Source organism: Pseudomonas sp. NPDC096950 (assembly GCF_044762525.1).
GTDB lineage: Bacteria > Pseudomonadota > Gammaproteobacteria > Pseudomonadales > Pseudomonadaceae > Aquipseudomonas.
The window spans coordinates 83,055-97,834 of the sequence record NZ_JBIWEL010000020.1 but is presented as its reverse complement, the minus strand read 5'-3'; the positions used below and the strand labels follow the sequence as shown (position 1 = coordinate 97,834).

Sequence of the window (14,780 nt, the reverse complement as noted above, 5' to 3'; positions counted from 1 at the left end):
TCTCGATTAACGGGGGGTAACCAGTGCAGGCATTTTTAGTAGGTCGGCCATCGAGCGGGCTTTCATTTTGCGCATGACTTTGCCTCGATGAGCTTTGACTGTGATCTCGCTGATCCTCAGGTCGGCTGCGATGGCATTGTTCAATCGTCCGATGACCACCGATTCTAGGATTTCCTGTTCACGAGGTGTCAGGGTTCGGTAGGCCTCCAACAGTGTGCGCAGGTTTTTTTCTCCGTCGAGTTTGGCGTGGCTGCTCTGAAGCGCATCAGCCCATTGCTTTTAGCAACACATCGTCGTTGAAGGTTTGGCCAGAAACTCCACCGCGCCGGCTTTCAAGGCCCGAACCGTTAACGGGATATCACCATAGCCGGTGATGAATATGATAGGCATGTTGCGCCTGTCGTCGGCGATGGATGTTTGCAGATCGAGGCCATTAAGGTCCGGCAGATTGATGTCTAGCACCAGGCAACTGAGTACAAGCGGCCGAGGCGCATTGAAAAAATCCTGAGCCGACTCGAAAAGTCGTGGCTGCCGGGCCGTCTGCGTTTGACGGAAGGCCAGCCCGTCAATGTGCTGTACGACTGAACGGGGCGAGGGGTTCGTCGCTTCACTGAGCCTGCTCGATTACTTTGGTGCGCTGGCGCTCTATGGCCCATTCATGGATCCGATTGCACCGATCGATATCTTTTCCATTCCGCGCAGTATCAAGCTGACTTATCCGTCGGTCCTGCATTACGTGCGCCGCGACGCGTCGCTGGAACGCACCCGGCAGCAGTTTTCCTGGGTGGCTTCAGGCAAGTTGAAAACCGTGATCGGCCAGCGTTATTCATTGGCGTAAGCCGAACAGACGCATCGTGATCTCGAGTCTCGCCAGACGACGGGTAAACTGCTCATTCTTCCTCAGACAGAGGGGATTTTTCCCGGATGACACGGGTAGACAATAGTCTTTATAGGCGAGACAGCCAAGGCTGACGCACACATCAGACAATGCTGGGAGATAGCGCCATGAAGTGGTAAACCTCAGCAACGCCTCATGATGAGCTGCATGCCTTCGAAGCTCTGCAGCTATACCAGACCAGAAGGGCCGCCACTATCTGGCTGCTCGCAAAAAACATAAACAGGTCTTGTGCGGTCCAATGGGCGTCAAGGAACAGCCCGGCGGCAACAGGCGAAATAATCGCGCCAAGACGCCCTGTTGCCAGCACCACGCCGACACCAGTCGTGCGAATGGCAGTGTCAAAGGCCTGGGGAGCCAGGATGAAGAGCCCGGCAATGGCACCATTGAGCAACAGGCCGGTGATGACGCAAGTGGAAACGGCCAGACCCGACAAGCCGGCGGCCGGTACGATCAAGGTCATCAACACGCTATTGAAGAGCAAAAAGCCCAGCAGCAATCGCCAGCAGCCGAAACGATTGGCCGCCACGCCCATCAGCAGCGCCCCTGACATGCCGCCAACACAGAGCAACACGCCACTGACGGCGCCTTCTTTTTCGGAAAAGCCGTTGAGGGTCATTAGTGTCGGCGTCCAGCTCATCACGAAGTAGAAACACGCCATGAGCAGCAACAGTGCCAGCGCCAGCGAGGTTGTCTGCTGCCACTGCGCAGGGGTAAACAACGCTCGGTACTTTGAACGTGTCATCGTTGACGTTGCTGCCGAATGGATCGAGAGCGACTGATGTCGCTGCTGATCGAGTACCAGAAATTGCGCCGACTCGCGCAGAAAAAATGCGCCCGCCACGCCAGCTGCAAGCGTAATCAGACCACCAGCGAGGAATACATAGCGCCAGCCCGCGCTGGAATTGAGTGCATGGGCCAGCACGCCGCCCAGGCTTGCGCCTAATGCGAAGGCCATCGACTGCAGGGCGATGGCCAGATTGCGCCGATGCTTACTGGCGCGCTCGTAAGTCAGCACATTCGCGGCCACGAGAACCGCTCCGGTGCCGATGCCCGTCAGTAAACGCAAGAGCATCAGCAGAGATTGGTTTGGGCTCCAGAAGGACAGCAGCATGCTCAAACCGCTCAGCGAGAGCCCCGCCAGCAATAGCGGCCGACGTCCGTAATGATCCGCTCGGGGGCCGGCAAGCAAAGAGCCGAGTGCCATGCCGACCAGGCTCGCACTCAGCAGCATGCCGAGTTGTGCGCCGGTCAATCCCCACTCGGCCGATACGCTGCTCCCGGTAAATGCCATGGCCATGACATCCATGCCGTCGATGACGTTGAAGAGCATGCACAGGCCGATGACTCTCCACTGAGAAGGGGCCATTGCAATGTCATCCCCACCCTTGAGCGTTGTTTCCCCGCGCATCCGTGTTCCTTGAACCGTGTTGTTGTCCGAAAAGGCTTCAATGCTGGCGACAAGCAGAGGTGCCGTCGAGTTTTTTTTCCGAACATTTTTTCGATCAGGCCGGGATTCGCCTGTGTTTGCTTGATGCGGGCGAATATCCGGGTACTTCCTGATGACAGCAGAGGACTGCGCCCAGCCTGTCTGCCAGGTCGTTTATACCTAAGTATCGACCGACACCATCGTGTAATCGCCCTCAAGGCGCTCGGGTGATTTCATCCGATTTCGTTAGCTGCATAGCCGCAGGTGACATGGCTCAGACCAGAAGCCAAGCCTGTGAGGGCTACCTCGAAAGTCGCTGCGGCAGCAGGACACCTACCTAAAAGGAGATTCATCATGCGTGTGGTTTCGTCCGTTTTTACTTGGCGCCATCACGTCAGGGCAAGCATGTTCGGTTTCGCGGCGCTGGCGGCCAGTTGTGGCGCATGGGCGGCCAGCACGGCTGCTGAGCAGCCGGCGGCCAACGTTGCTTCCGCTCAGTCGCAAGCCATTCGTCCATTCCGGATTCATGTCGATGAAGCGCAATTGGCAGACCTGCGCAAACGCATCGCGGACACCCGCTGGCCCGACAAGGAAACGGTCAACGACGTATCTCAGGGTGTGCAGTTGGCTCAGGTCAAGGAGTTGGTGAAGTACTGGGGCAACGGTTATGACTGGCGCAAGGCCGAGGCGAAACTCAACGCATTGCCGGAGTTCGTGACCACCATTGATGGTGTCGACATCCAGTTTATCCATGTCCGGTCGCGCAACCCCAATGCCATGCCGTTGATCCTGACCCATGGCTGGCCAGGTTCGCAGTTCGAATTCCTCAAGACCATCGGCCCGCTGACCGACCCGACGGCTTACGGTGGGCGTGCGGAGGATTCTTTCGATGTGGTGATTCCATCGATTCCCGGCCATGGTTTTTCCGGCAAGCCGACCGAACTTGGGTGGGGACCTGATCGGGTAGCGAAGGCTTGGGATGTGCTGATGAATCGCCTGGGATACACCCATTACGTGTCTCAGGGTGGCGACCACGGTTCGGTTATCTCTGATGCATTGGGTCGCCTTGGCCCACCCGGTCTACTGGGCATTCACTTAAACATGCCGGCAACCGTTCCGCCGGAACTGGTCAAGCCGATCAACAGCGGCGATCCGGCGCCGGCCGGGCTGAAGGATCCGGAGCGTACCGCTTACAACGCGCTCAGCTCCTTTTTCGGGCGCAGCGCCGCCTATGGCGCAATGATGGTGACGCGGCCCCAGACCATCGGCTACCTGCTGGCCGACTCGCCCGCCGGTACAGCGGCGTGGATGTACGAAAAGTTTGCCGCATGGACTGACAGTGACGGTCATCCCGAGCGCGTGCTCAGCCGCGATGAAATGCTCGATGACATCAGCCTTTATTGGCTGACCGACAGTGGTGCGTCGTCCTCCCGTTTCTACTGGGAGAACAACAACAACAACTTCAGCGCAGCAGCGCAGAAGACTGCCAGCATCAAGGTACCAGTGGCCATCACCGTGTTCCCACACGAAATCTACCGTGCACCAAGAGTGTGGTCGCAGCGTGCCTACCCCTCGCTATCCTACTTCAACGAGGTCAGCAAGGGCGGCCACTTCGCGGCGTGGGAACAACCTCAATTGTTCAGTGAAGAATTGCGTGCGGCATTTCGTCCACTGCGCAAGGCTGAGCAAAAAACCGCTACCCGGTAAACCTTTTTCAACCCACCCCGACATTCTGGAACCGCCATCTGCTGTTCCCAGGGAGACTGACCATGAAGAAGACTGCGTTGAACCACCGAGCCGTATCACCGCGCCGGAGCCTGCTCGCTCGATCCGTTCTGACGATCGCATTGCTTCAAGCGGGAGTCCTAAGCGTTGCCTCATCGCCGGTCTACGCCGCTGATGTGCCGCCGGGGAAAATCGACGTAATTACGCCCGGTAGCAATGTTTCCTTCGGTCCGTTGAAACACGTCAAGGCCGGATTGCTGAATGTTGAGTATGCAGAAGTCGGCCCGGCTGACGGTCCTGTGGTAATCCTGCTACACGGCTGGCCGTACGATATTCACAGCTACATCGACGTCGCACCGGCGCTGGCCCAGAAGGGTTATCGCGTATTGATTCCCTATGCTCGCGGTTATGGCGATACACGTTTCCTTTCTGCCAAGACGATCCGCAATGGTCAGCCCTCCGCGTTGGCGACCGACCTGATCGACTTCATGGATGCGCTGCAGATCAAACAAGCCGTACTCGGCGGCTATGACTGGGGTGCGCGCACGGCTGATATCGTCGCGGCCCTTTGGCCTGAACGGGTCAAGGCACTGGTTGCGGTGAGCGGTTACCTGATCGGCAGCCAGGACGCCGGAAAGGCGCCGTTGCCGCCCGCCGCCGAATTGCAGTGGTGGTATCAGTTCTATTTCGCGACAGAGCGTGGCCGTCTGGGCTACGAGAAAAACACCCACGACTTTGCCAAATTGATCTGGAAGCTGGCTTCGCCGCAGTGGAATTTCGACGACGCGACCTACGATCGCAGCGCCGCTGCTTTGCAGAATCCGGATCACGTTGCTGTGTCGATTTTCAACTATCGCTGGCGCCTGGGGCTGGTCAAGGGCGAGGCCAAATACGACGCACTGGAGAAGACGCTCGCGGCCTCTCCATCCATCAGTGTGCCAACCATCACCATGGAAGGTGACGCCAACGGCGCTCCGCATCCACCTGCCGAGGCGTACGCCAAGCGTTTCACTGGTAAGTATGAGTACCGATTGATCAGCGGTGGTGTCGGCCACAACTTGCCGCAAGAAGCGCCGCAAGCCTTCGCTCAGGCCGTGATCGATGCCGATCACCTTTGAGAAACAGCTGAAAGGATTGCAACGATGAAGCTCAAATATCTGGCAGTGATGTCGGCTGCCATTGCAACCGTAGCAGTGACCGCCACCGTTGTCGCCTTGGGCGACGCCAATAATGGCGACGCCTCACCGATCTATGGCGTGAAGCTGCCTGAAAACTATCGCTTGTGGCCGATGATTGCCCCGGCGCAGGAAGCGGCACCTTTGGACGAGCTGCGAGCCGTGCTGGGCAATGATCTGGCCATCAAGGCTTATCAGGATTCAACGCTGCCATTCCCTGACGGCACGGTGCTGGTAAAGCTTGCCTGGAAACATGTTCAGTCCCCGGAATTCGAGCCTGCGTCCATCCCGGGTGCGGCCACGACCGTGCAGGTCATGGTCAAGGACTCGAAGAAATATGCAGCAACAGGAGGCTGGGGATTCGGGCGGTTCATCAACGGTAAACCGGCCAATGAAGCTCAGCATCAAACCTGTTTCGCCTGTCACCAGGCTCGAGTGCGCAATCACGATTTTGTCTTCACTCGCTTCGCCCCTTAATTTCCCGTCAAACCTGGAGTTTGTAATGAAAAAAGTAGTGACCGCGCTGGCCGTCGCCGTCAGCCTGAGTATGGGTACACACGCCTGGGCACAAACTGAAAAGCCCACGATCGTGCTCGTCCACGGCGCCTTTGCCGATGCGTCGAGTTGGAATGGGGTGGTAAAGATTCTCGAGAAAGATGGTTACCCGGTGGTTGCCGCCGCCAACCCATTGCGCGGCGTAAAAAGCGATGGCGCGGCAATTTCGGCATTGCTGACGAGTATTCATTCGCCTGTAGTACTGGTCGGCCATTCCTATGGAGGCAACGTCATCAGTGATGCGGCCAACGATCATGCCAACGTTAAAGCGCTGGTTTATGTCAGTGCGTTTGCACCCGAGGCCGGGGAAACCGTCGCCGGGCTGGCTGGCAAATTCCCGGGCAGCACGCTGGGTCCAACCCTGGCTGCGCCTGTACCGTTGGCCGATGGCGGCAAGGACTTGTACATCCAGCAGGACAAGTTTCACGACCAGTTCGCCGCTGACGTCCCCACGAAAGAGGCTGCATTGATGGCCGCCACCCAGCGCCCGGTGACGGAAGCGGCACTCAACGAACAGTCCGGCACACCCGCCTGGAAGCATATTCCGTCCTGGTACATCTATGGCGAAAAGGACAAGAACATCCCGCCGCAAGTTATGGACTTCATGGCCAAGCGCGCCGCCGCCAAAGGTGTGGAAGTCGTCAAGGGCGCGTCCCATGTCGTGATGGTTTCGAACCCGGGACCGGTTGCCCGCCTGATCGAAAAAGCCGCCACGGCGAAGTAATGCCCATCGGCGTGCGGACGCGCGTTTTTAATGAACCTCAGTGGAAGGTAAGAAAATGAACAGCAACTCACAACGGTTTATCGGCAGGACTGCCTTGATCACCGGTGGCTCGCGCGGCATCGGTGCTGCAATTGTGCGCCGACTGGCTGTGGAGGGCGCCGCAGTGGCCTTCACTTACTCGGCATCCGATGTGAAGGCCGAGGCGCTGGTTGCCGATATCCGGGCACATGGGGGCAGGGCGCTGGCGATCAAGGCCGATAGCCGGATCGCAGAGGATATCGAGCGTGCCGTCGGCACGGCGGTAGAGCACTTCGGTGCGCTGAATATCCTGGTGAACAATGCCGGAATTCTGGGGCTCGGGTCAGTAGACGAGTTCAGTGTCGAGGCGCTCGACAACATGTATGCGGTAAACGTACGCGCCGCTTATGTGGTGATTCAGGCCTGTTCCAGAGTCATGAGTCGCGGTGATCGTATCATCACCATCGGGAGTGTCGCCGGGGCGCGTAGCGGTTTTCCCGGGACCAGCGCCTACTCGATGACCAAGGCAGCGCTGGTCGGTTTGGTGCGCGGTCTGGCCCTGGATTTCGCCGCACGCGGCATTACCGTCAACAACATTCAACCCGGTCCGACGGCGACCGACATGAACCCGGCCGACGCGCCTTATCTGGATCATGTGATCAAACTGGTGCCGCTGGGTCGGCTCGGCACCGCTGACGAGATCGCTGGAATGGCGGCGTACCTTGCCAGTGACGATGCTTCGTTTGTCACCGGCGCGAGCCTGACGGTCGACGGCGGATATCTAGCCTGAACCCGGCTGTCTTGCCGTATTGCCCTGGTCAGTCGTTGGACACTTGTAGATAGGGCCGTGCAACGTGTTTGAGCCGTGCCGTGATGCCGGGCACCAGGGGCAATACCGCGAACAACAGCGCTCCGAGTTCCTCGATCAGATAACCGATGGACAGTGTGAATACGGCAGAATTTCCCGTCGGTCATGCAGGAGGGTTGAGAGTGTTAATTACAGCAATCAATACCGTCGAAATCGATGCCGCACAAGGGCGAGTGGGTGAAGTCTGCTCGATACTCCCTCACATTGTTCGCGAGCTTCTTACCAATTCAGAGTGCATAGGGTACGCGATTACCGATAATCGTCGGGCGAAAAACTCCTGGATCGTCAGCGGCTACTGGGAATCAGAAAGTCAGATGCGTGCACATTTTGATCATCCGCAGCTGGCCGGGTTTATAGATATGTTGCGGGCTGGCATGGCAAGTCGGATTAAATTCAATACCTTTATTATCAATCCCGCTGAAGAACAACGTCGCGTTCCTCATGGGTGAACAGGATTGCGGGAAGCGAACATCGGCAAGCGCTGCAGCATCCAGTTCAGCAGTTCTTGAGCAGGTGCCGCCAGCGGGCGTGCGGATTTCACCAACAGTTTCGCCTCGACCTTTTGGAACAGTGGATGGTCGACGGCCACGGCCGCGAGACTGCCTTGTGCGATTTCCCGGTAGGCCGCCACCTCGCCCAGCAGCGAAGCAAACTCGCCGGATGCAACAAGGCGCTTGAGGGCGGCCAATGAGTTGCTGACCAGCGCCGGACGGATTTCTATCTTCTCGGCGTACTCGAGCATTTTCAGCGCATGACCGATACCGAAGGTAGTGGGCGTCAGCACCAGATGGCAGTCGAGCAAATCGGCGACCGTTGCCATTGCCCCTTTCAAAGCCAATGGATGGTCCGGGCGAACCAACAGCATCACCGGTTGCCGGGACGTCGCTCGATAGTCGATGTGAGGGTGGGGAGGAGGGTTGTAGGCCAGGCCGATATGCGCGCGATTTTCCGCGATCTCGTTGAGGACGTCGTCAACGGGCAGGATGTCCAGCCTGATATCGAGCTTGGGATACTGTTTGCAGAATGGCGCGAGTACGTGGTCGACCAATGTATCGACGTAGCCCTCGCTGATGACGACCCGTACGTGTCCCAACTGAAGGCCTTTGATCGCCTGGAGCTGGTCTTCGAGCTTTTCCTGGTGCGATCGATAGCCCCGCCAGAACTCCAGCAGGTGCGCGGCAGCTTCGGTCGGCTGAACACCACGGGCCTGGCGTTCAAACAGCCGGGTGCCCAGTTCCTCTTCCAGCAGTTTGATCTGACGCGTGATCACTGACGGGGAAGTGTTGATGCTGTCCGCTGCGCCCCGGATCGATCCGTGGGTCAGCACCTCATGAAAATACCGCAAGCGTTGCTGGTTGATTTCGCGCACGAGTGTTTCCTTTTGGATTCTGCGTTGCTCGTAGGGCAACGATACACGAACATAGTTGCTCTTGCTGATGTTCACGCCGTCGGCGCAACATCTTTCCACACGTCAGACCAACAAGAAAAACTGGAGACTCGCATGTCGACCATCGTGACGCCCAAAGAGAGTGCCGCCCTCGCAATGTTGTACCGCAAACTCAATTGGCGCCTGTTGCCACTGCTGTTCGTTTGCTACGTATTCGCCTATCTGGATCGCATCAACGTCGGCTTTGCCAAACTGCAGATGCAAAACGACCTGGGACTGTCCGACGCCGCTTACGGTGTTGGCGCAGGTGTTTTTTTCCTGGGGTATGTACTGTTCGAGCTACCCAGCAACCTGATGCTGCCTCGAGTGGGGGCGCGAAAAACCTTCAGTCGCATTCTGGTGTTATGGGGCATCACATCGGCCTGCATGCTATTCGTGCGCAACGTGCCGATGTTCTATGCCATGCGCTTTCTGCTCGGTGTTTGTGAAGCCGGTTTCGCACCGGGGATGATCTATTACCTGTCGTGCTGGTACGGCCCCAAACGAATGGCCAGGGCCATTGCAATCGTGTTCATCGCAGGTCCTGCTGGCGGCATTATTGGCGGTCCGCTTTCGGCATGGCTGATTTCCACGTTCGAGGGCATGGGTGGTCTTGCGGGGTGGCAATGGATGTTCCTGATCGAAGGGTTGCCCTGCGTGTTGCTCGGTGCGTTTGCTTATTTTTACCTTTGCAACCATCCCGCCGAAGCTCGCTGGCTGAGCGTCGAGGAAAAGCAAATGCTGCAGCGTGAGCTGGGGGCGTCCCCGGGAGGGGCTCACTCGTTCAGAGCGGTGTTGCGCGATCGCAGGATCTACATCCTGGCGTGCGCCTATTTCTGCATCATTTTTTCGATCTACGCCATGAGCTTCTGGCTCCCGGCGATCCTTAAAGCGCAAGGCATTCACGACATGATGCAGCTGGGTTGGTGCGCCGCCATTCCCTATGTGGCCGCGGCAGCCGGCATGTACTGGATCGGGCGCCGCTCCGACCGTTTCGGCGAGCGCCGCTACCACTGCGCGGTCCCGGCAGGCGTCGGGGCAATACTGATACTTTTGTATCCTATTGCCGATGGGAACCTGATGTTATCAATGGTTCTGCTGACGTTGGCGATCGCCATGATGTTCATGGCCTACACGGTGTTGTGGGCAATGCCCTCTGAACTCATCAAGGGCGAAGCGGCAGCGGGCGGCATCGCTCTGATCAATACCATCGGTCTGTGCGGCGGCTTCTGGGGCCCGGCAGTGATCGGTTGGGCAAAGACATCAACAGCAAGCATGAACCCTGGCATCGTCGCTGTCGGCTGCGTGTTTTTGTGCGCCGCGTTCGTGATCATCGCGAGCAAACCGCTGGCGCATCGCGACCGGGTCTTGGATGCACGGCAGATTGATCGGGCGCTTTGAACTTCACACCCATCGTGTTCCGCAAGGAACCTTTCCAAAGAGAGAACGCAGATGCTTTTACATCTATCGACCTGGGCCGAAATCGCAAAATTTCTCGAGCGCAGCCGTACCATCGTCATCCCGATCGGTTCCAACGAGCAGCACGGGCCTACCGGGCTGCTGGGAACGGACTGGATGTGCCCTGAAATCATCGCCCATCAGGCGCAGGAGGCAGCGGATATCCTGATTGCCCCGACCTTCAATATCGGCATGGCGCAGCATCATCTTGGTTTCCCTGGAACGATCACGCTCAGGCCTTCGACGTTCATCGCCGCGATCGGTGACTGGACTCGCTCGTTGGCTGCCCACGGCTTTGAAAAAATCTTTTTCCTCAATGGCCATGGCGGCAACGTCGCGTCGATCGAAGCAGCGTTTTCGGAACTCTACGCCGAAGCGAGTTTCGCACGTCGCCAGGCGGGTTTTGCCTTGAAGCTGTGCAACTGGTGGGATCTGGAAGGGATCAATGACCTGGCGAAAGACCAGTTCCCGACAGGACATGGCATTCATGCAACGCCTTCGGAAATTGCCGTGACCCAATGGGCCTATCCACACGCCATCAAATCGGCTGACTACTCGCCACAGATCGCCAATTGGGGGCCCATTCGAGAGGCTGCCGATTTCCGCGCCCGTCACCCGGATGGCCGCATGGGATCGGACCCGGCGCAAGCGTCCCCGGAAAAAGGCCGACAACTGGTGATGATGGCAGCGCAAGGCCTGGTGCAGGAGGTGCAAGCCTTCAGCCGCGAGCCGATGCCAAGCTGAACCGCTGGAGTTTTATTCGATGGTCAACGCCTGGACATACCGGGCGTTGGTGCTCAACGCGGGTAAACCGCAATCGAACAGGTTCGCCACGATGTGGAAGATTAATCATAGTTACATTGATGGAGCATTCGTTCCCGTTCAGGGGAATGAAACGGTGCAATGCATCAACCCGGCGACCGAAGCGGTCATCGGTACGGTCACCTTGGCCAACCGTGAAGATAGCAGGCGCGCCATCGCGGCTGCTTCGCATGCTCAAGTCGCGATGGGCCGCACCTCCAAGGCCGAGCGTATCGAGATGCTTGAGCAGTTGCAGGTTGCCGTGATGGCGAGCACGGATGAAATTCGCGATACCGCCATCGAGGAGTACGGTGCGCCGTTCGCCCGAGCTCAATGGGTCAGTCGCTACGCTTCTCAGTCATTTGCCAATGCGGCGCAGGTGTTGAAAGACTACGACCTGATTCGTTCGGTCGGCGACGCGACCGTGGTGATGGAGCCGGTCGGTGTAGCGGCGCTGATTGCGCCCTGGAACAGCACCGCCGGAACAATATGCAGCAAATTGGCATCGGCCATTGCGGCCGGCTGTACCTCGGTCATCAAACCGAGCGAGTTGAGTCCTTTGCAAACCGATGTGCTCGCCCAGGCGTTGCATCGCGCGGATTTGCCCAAAGGGGTTTTTAACATTCTATTGGGGCGCGGCAGTGATGTCGGTGACGAAATCAGCACCAGCCCACACATTGCGAAAATTTCCTTCACCGGGTCTACCGCCACCGGCAAACTCATTGCTCGCGCCGGTATAGAGACCATGAAGCGAGTGAGCCTGTCGCTCACGGGGAAGTCGGCCTCTATTGTTCTTGATGACGCCGATCTCGACACCGCCATTCCCTTGGCACTTAATGCCGCCTTCATGAACAACGGTCAGGCGTGTGTCGCCGGCACGCGCCTGCTGGTACCGCGCGAGCACGCCGAGGACGTCATCGACCGTGTAAAAAGTCTGGTCGGAGTGATGGTCGTCGGCAATCCGCAGGATCCTGCCACCGTTATCGGGCCTCTGGTCAGTCAGGCGCAATTCGACCGCGTACAAAATTTCATCCGCCGCGGGCAGGCACAAGGCGCGACTCTGATTACCGGGGGGGAGGGCAGGCCGATCGGTCTGGACAATGGCTATTTCGTAAGGCCCACGGTCTTTTCCGACGTCAGCAGCGAAATGGACATTGCTCAAGAGGAGATTTTCGGCCCGGTGCTGTCGATCATTGCATATGACTCGCAAGAACAGGCGATCGATATTGCCAACGCCAGTGTCTACGGCTTGCAGGCCTATGTATTTTCCCGGCAACCGGAACGTGCCCGAAGCCTGGCGACCCGGCTGCAGGCCGGCTCGGTGTTGATCAACAGAATCGCGCCAGAGCTGCTTGCGCCGTTCGGCGGGGTCAAACAGTCCGGTGTCGGCCGGGAGTTCGGCGTCTTTGGGCTGGAATCGTTTCTTGAGGCCAAAAGTATTGTGTCGGATTAGCTTGGGTTTGGCGGGATATTGTGTTCGCGTCTGGTGTTTCAAATAGCCAATGATTGCGAGGCAGAAGCAGACGGTTTCCTTTGCTTCTGCTTCTGCTGAAGGTGTTGAGCATAGAGCGGAAAATCAGGCGAGTGTAATGCTCACAGGGATGTTGGCGTGCGTGGCTTTTGAGTAGGGGCAGTTCTGGTTTGCTGCTTCAATAAGTTGCAAAGCGGTGTCCGACTCGATGTCCGGCAACGATACGACCAGTCGGGCCTGCAGAGTAAAACCCTGTTCGCCATGGATCAGGTCGACTTGGGCATCCACACCGGCCATGACTGGAAAGGCGATCCTGCGAGCATTGCAGGCATGGCGCAGAGAACCGAGAAAGCCGGCTGACCAGCAGACTGCAAACAATTGCTCCGGGTTGGTGCCTATTCCGGGCGCGCCGGGTGGAGAAAGCTTGAGGTCAAGTCGTCCATCATGGCTGCGGCCTGTTCCCTCTCGACCTCCTGTTGTGTAGGTATGACCGGTGTAGAGGGTTTTTTCGATATTGATCATGAGTACTTCCTGGCGTTGATAACGCGGCATCGAAAGATCGAATCAGGTGACTTGCATGGCTTGCTGGCAGTTGCGCACCGCCACACCCGCAAGAGCGTCGAAAACGGCTTCGGAGCCCGAAGTGCCCAGTAGAGTTGATCGTGCGATGTCGAGAATCCACGCCCGGAACGGTAGGTTCGGTTCATAACCTGGCTGTCCAAGGTAGAGCGCCTTAAAAGCTTCCTGAACCAAGCCCGCTGTGGCTCCACGCTCGATTCGACCGGCCTGCACTTGGCCTTCATAGAAGGCGATGAGTAAGGGGGTCACTGCCGTGAAGAGTTGTTGTGACTCATGCCTGTCACGCCTGACGACACCCGCCATTAAGGCGTGCAATTCGTCGTTCCCAAGCCGCTCAGCTGTGCTAAGGCAACTCTCGCGATTACCTTCGGCCATGATCGGATCCCTCTACGTCATCTGTTCAACTGATCAAGCAACCGGGGGAATAGGGGGTTGCCAAAGTTTGAGTGGTGCAGCTCGAGCATGACGTCACAGGATGAGATTTACCAGTTATGCGGTGTTAGCGCTTAATAGTAGACCCGTTGGGTGGGCATCGTAGTTGAGAGGGGGGGCAACAACATCGTATCTGCTATGTCCACTCATCATCCCAACGCACTCTTTACAAAAGCGCCAACGCTTTTTCCTCCTATAGATAATTAGACGCGATTTAGACAATGCGACATTGGGAATACATGCCGTTTTGTATGTAGATACCCTGAGGCTGAACGGCAAAAAATTTAAATGCAGCGGCAACATATTGCCGCCTTAATTAAAGATCTGTATCGGCACCTCCGCTGTTCATGAAAGAAATGAGCTGGAGGCATTTGAAGCTGAGGCTTAACGAAGCTTGCGTCTATATGGCACATTTTTTGCTATTCTGGAAATGCAGTATTTATATAATTATTCTATATAAGGAGTTCCCCTTGATAATCGGAAGCCGCGACCTCTCTTTGGCGTCTTGGAACAAGACCGACATTCATACGAATATGGTACAAAAGGATTCGCTTTTTAACTTGGCATCACCCGTCCAATCCTCTCAGTCTGGATTTTCTGAAGTCAGCAAAACCGAGACTTCGACGGCGGGCTCGGATGATAGGAAGGACTTCGACGAGGCTTTTGCGAAGATGATGGTAAATTTGAGGAAGGCATCATCCAAATCCGAGGGCGCTGAGGGTACAGACGCGGCCCCGTTGCCCATTGCAACAGTTCATAATCATGACGCCACATTTTCCGCTAACAGTAATGACGTAGTAGGGAATGAACTGGCTACGAGTCCTTACCAATCCCCACCCTCATCCGAAAAAACGGCGTCGGAATTATTCACGGATTACATGAACCAATCAGATGCCGAAAAGCTTAGAGAGCAATTGACGGGCGTGAGTAAGGAGGAATATGAAAAAATGTCTCCCGAAGAGCAAGCTTCCCTAGACAAAAGAGTCGGAGAGTTGACCAAGGAAAAAGCCAGAGCGGAACAACAAGCGATCAAGGCGAAGATTGAGATGGTGAAGGCTGAATTGGCTTAAAAGTTGATGCCCAGTAATGAGGGCAGGGAGAGAACCTGCCCTCATTCTGCGAAGTTGAAGGGAGTTTTGCTTACTATTGCAAGTACTGTTCGAACAGGGGGCGGTGCTACTATGCGTTGTTGCGCATAACGTTATTTTAAACTTGTCAAAAATA

General features: G+C 56.9%; 15 protein-coding genes and 1 pseudogene. 11 read left to right on the top strand and 5 right to left on the bottom strand.

The window, feature by feature from the left end; all coding sequences use genetic code 11:
- Positions 1-6: 6 nt before the first annotated feature.
- Positions 7-531 (bottom strand): annotated as a pseudogene (locus ACIQY3_RS25550) (response regulator transcription factor); the annotation flags it as partial.
- Positions 532-568: 37 nt separating this feature from the next.
- On the opposite strand from ACIQY3_RS25550, the gene ACIQY3_RS25545 reads away from it, so the two are divergent.
- A complete protein-coding gene (locus tag ACIQY3_RS25545) occupies positions 569-838 on the top strand; it encodes a hypothetical protein (RefSeq protein WP_403025265.1) in 270 nt (89 codons plus the stop codon).
- A gap of 193 nt (positions 839-1,031) precedes the next feature.
- Here the strand turns inward: ACIQY3_RS25545 and ACIQY3_RS25540 are convergent, their stop codons facing one another.
- Positions 1,032-2,306: an MFS transporter gene (locus ACIQY3_RS25540; protein WP_403025262.1), complete on the bottom strand. Its 1,275-nt coding sequence runs from the start codon at positions 2,304-2,306 to the stop codon at positions 1,032-1,034.
- Between the two features lie 372 nt (positions 2,307-2,678).
- On the opposite strand from ACIQY3_RS25540, the gene ACIQY3_RS25535 reads away from it, so the two are divergent.
- The 6 genes from ACIQY3_RS25535 to ACIQY3_RS25510 all read left to right on the top strand — a co-directional run bounded on the left by ACIQY3_RS25535 (position 2,679) and on the right by ACIQY3_RS25510 (position 7,838).
- Positions 2,679-4,031, top strand: coding sequence for an epoxide hydrolase family protein (locus ACIQY3_RS25535; protein WP_403025259.1), 1,353 nt, complete (start codon positions 2,679-2,681; stop codon positions 4,029-4,031).
- A 62-nt stretch (positions 4,032-4,093) separates the two neighbouring features.
- Positions 4,094-5,167 carry an alpha/beta fold hydrolase gene (locus tag ACIQY3_RS25530; protein WP_403025256.1) on the top strand — a complete coding sequence of 358 codons (1,074 nt, stop codon included), beginning with the start codon at positions 4,094-4,096 and terminating at the stop codon, positions 5,165-5,167.
- A gap of 24 nt (positions 5,168-5,191) precedes the next feature.
- Complete coding sequence (locus tag ACIQY3_RS25525; protein WP_403025253.1) at positions 5,192-5,701, top strand: cytochrome P460 family protein; 510 nt, start codon at positions 5,192-5,194, stop codon at positions 5,699-5,701.
- A gap of 25 nt (positions 5,702-5,726) precedes the next feature.
- Entirely contained in the window at positions 5,727-6,503 is a 777-nt protein-coding gene (locus tag ACIQY3_RS25520; protein ID WP_403025251.1) for an alpha/beta fold hydrolase, read from the top strand.
- 55 nt (positions 6,504-6,558) lie between these two features.
- Positions 6,559-7,311, top strand: a complete 753-nt coding sequence (locus ACIQY3_RS25515; protein WP_403025248.1) for a 3-oxoacyl-ACP reductase family protein — start codon at positions 6,559-6,561, stop codon at positions 7,309-7,311.
- Positions 7,312-7,511: 200 nt separating this feature from the next.
- A complete protein-coding gene (locus ACIQY3_RS25510) occupies positions 7,512-7,838 on the top strand; it encodes an antibiotic biosynthesis monooxygenase (protein ID WP_403025246.1) in 327 nt (108 codons plus the stop codon).
- Here ACIQY3_RS25510 and ACIQY3_RS25505 read toward each other — a convergent pair.
- Positions 7,829-8,758: a LysR family transcriptional regulator gene (locus ACIQY3_RS25505; protein ID WP_403025243.1), complete on the bottom strand. Its 930-nt coding sequence runs from the start codon at positions 8,756-8,758 to the stop codon at positions 7,829-7,831. The genes ACIQY3_RS25510 and ACIQY3_RS25505 overlap by 10 nt on opposite strands.
- 132 nt (positions 8,759-8,890) lie before the next feature.
- Here ACIQY3_RS25505 and ACIQY3_RS25500 point away from each other — a divergent pair, with 132 nt between their 5' ends.
- The 3 genes from ACIQY3_RS25500 (at position 8,891) to ACIQY3_RS25490 (ending at position 12,527) form a co-directional block, all read left to right on the top strand.
- A complete protein-coding gene (locus tag ACIQY3_RS25500; RefSeq protein WP_403025238.1) occupies positions 8,891-10,216 on the top strand; it encodes an MFS transporter in 1,326 nt (441 codons plus the stop codon).
- Positions 10,217-10,267: 51 nt separating this feature from the next.
- Positions 10,268-11,017, top strand: a complete 750-nt coding sequence (locus ACIQY3_RS25495) for a creatininase family protein (protein ID WP_403025233.1) — start codon at positions 10,268-10,270, stop codon at positions 11,015-11,017.
- 91 nt (positions 11,018-11,108) lie between these two features.
- Positions 11,109-12,527, top strand: coding sequence for an aldehyde dehydrogenase family protein (locus ACIQY3_RS25490; RefSeq protein WP_403025362.1), 1,419 nt, complete (start codon positions 11,109-11,111; stop codon positions 12,525-12,527).
- 123 nt (positions 12,528-12,650) lie between these two features.
- On the opposite strand, the gene ACIQY3_RS25485 is transcribed toward ACIQY3_RS25490, so the two are convergent.
- Positions 12,651-13,067 carry an Ohr family peroxiredoxin gene (locus tag ACIQY3_RS25485; RefSeq protein WP_403025230.1) on the bottom strand — a complete coding sequence of 139 codons (417 nt, stop codon included), beginning with the start codon at positions 13,065-13,067 and terminating at the stop codon, positions 12,651-12,653.
- A gap of 42 nt (positions 13,068-13,109) precedes the next feature.
- Positions 13,110-13,499, bottom strand: a complete 390-nt coding sequence (locus ACIQY3_RS25480; RefSeq protein WP_403025227.1) for a hypothetical protein — start codon at positions 13,497-13,499, stop codon at positions 13,110-13,112.
- Between the two features lie 527 nt (positions 13,500-14,026).
- Here ACIQY3_RS25480 and ACIQY3_RS25475 point away from each other — a divergent pair.
- Complete coding sequence (locus ACIQY3_RS25475; RefSeq protein ID WP_403025224.1) at positions 14,027-14,626, top strand: hypothetical protein; 600 nt, start codon at positions 14,027-14,029, stop codon at positions 14,624-14,626.
- The last annotated feature ends 154 nt before the right edge of the window (positions 14,627-14,780 follow it).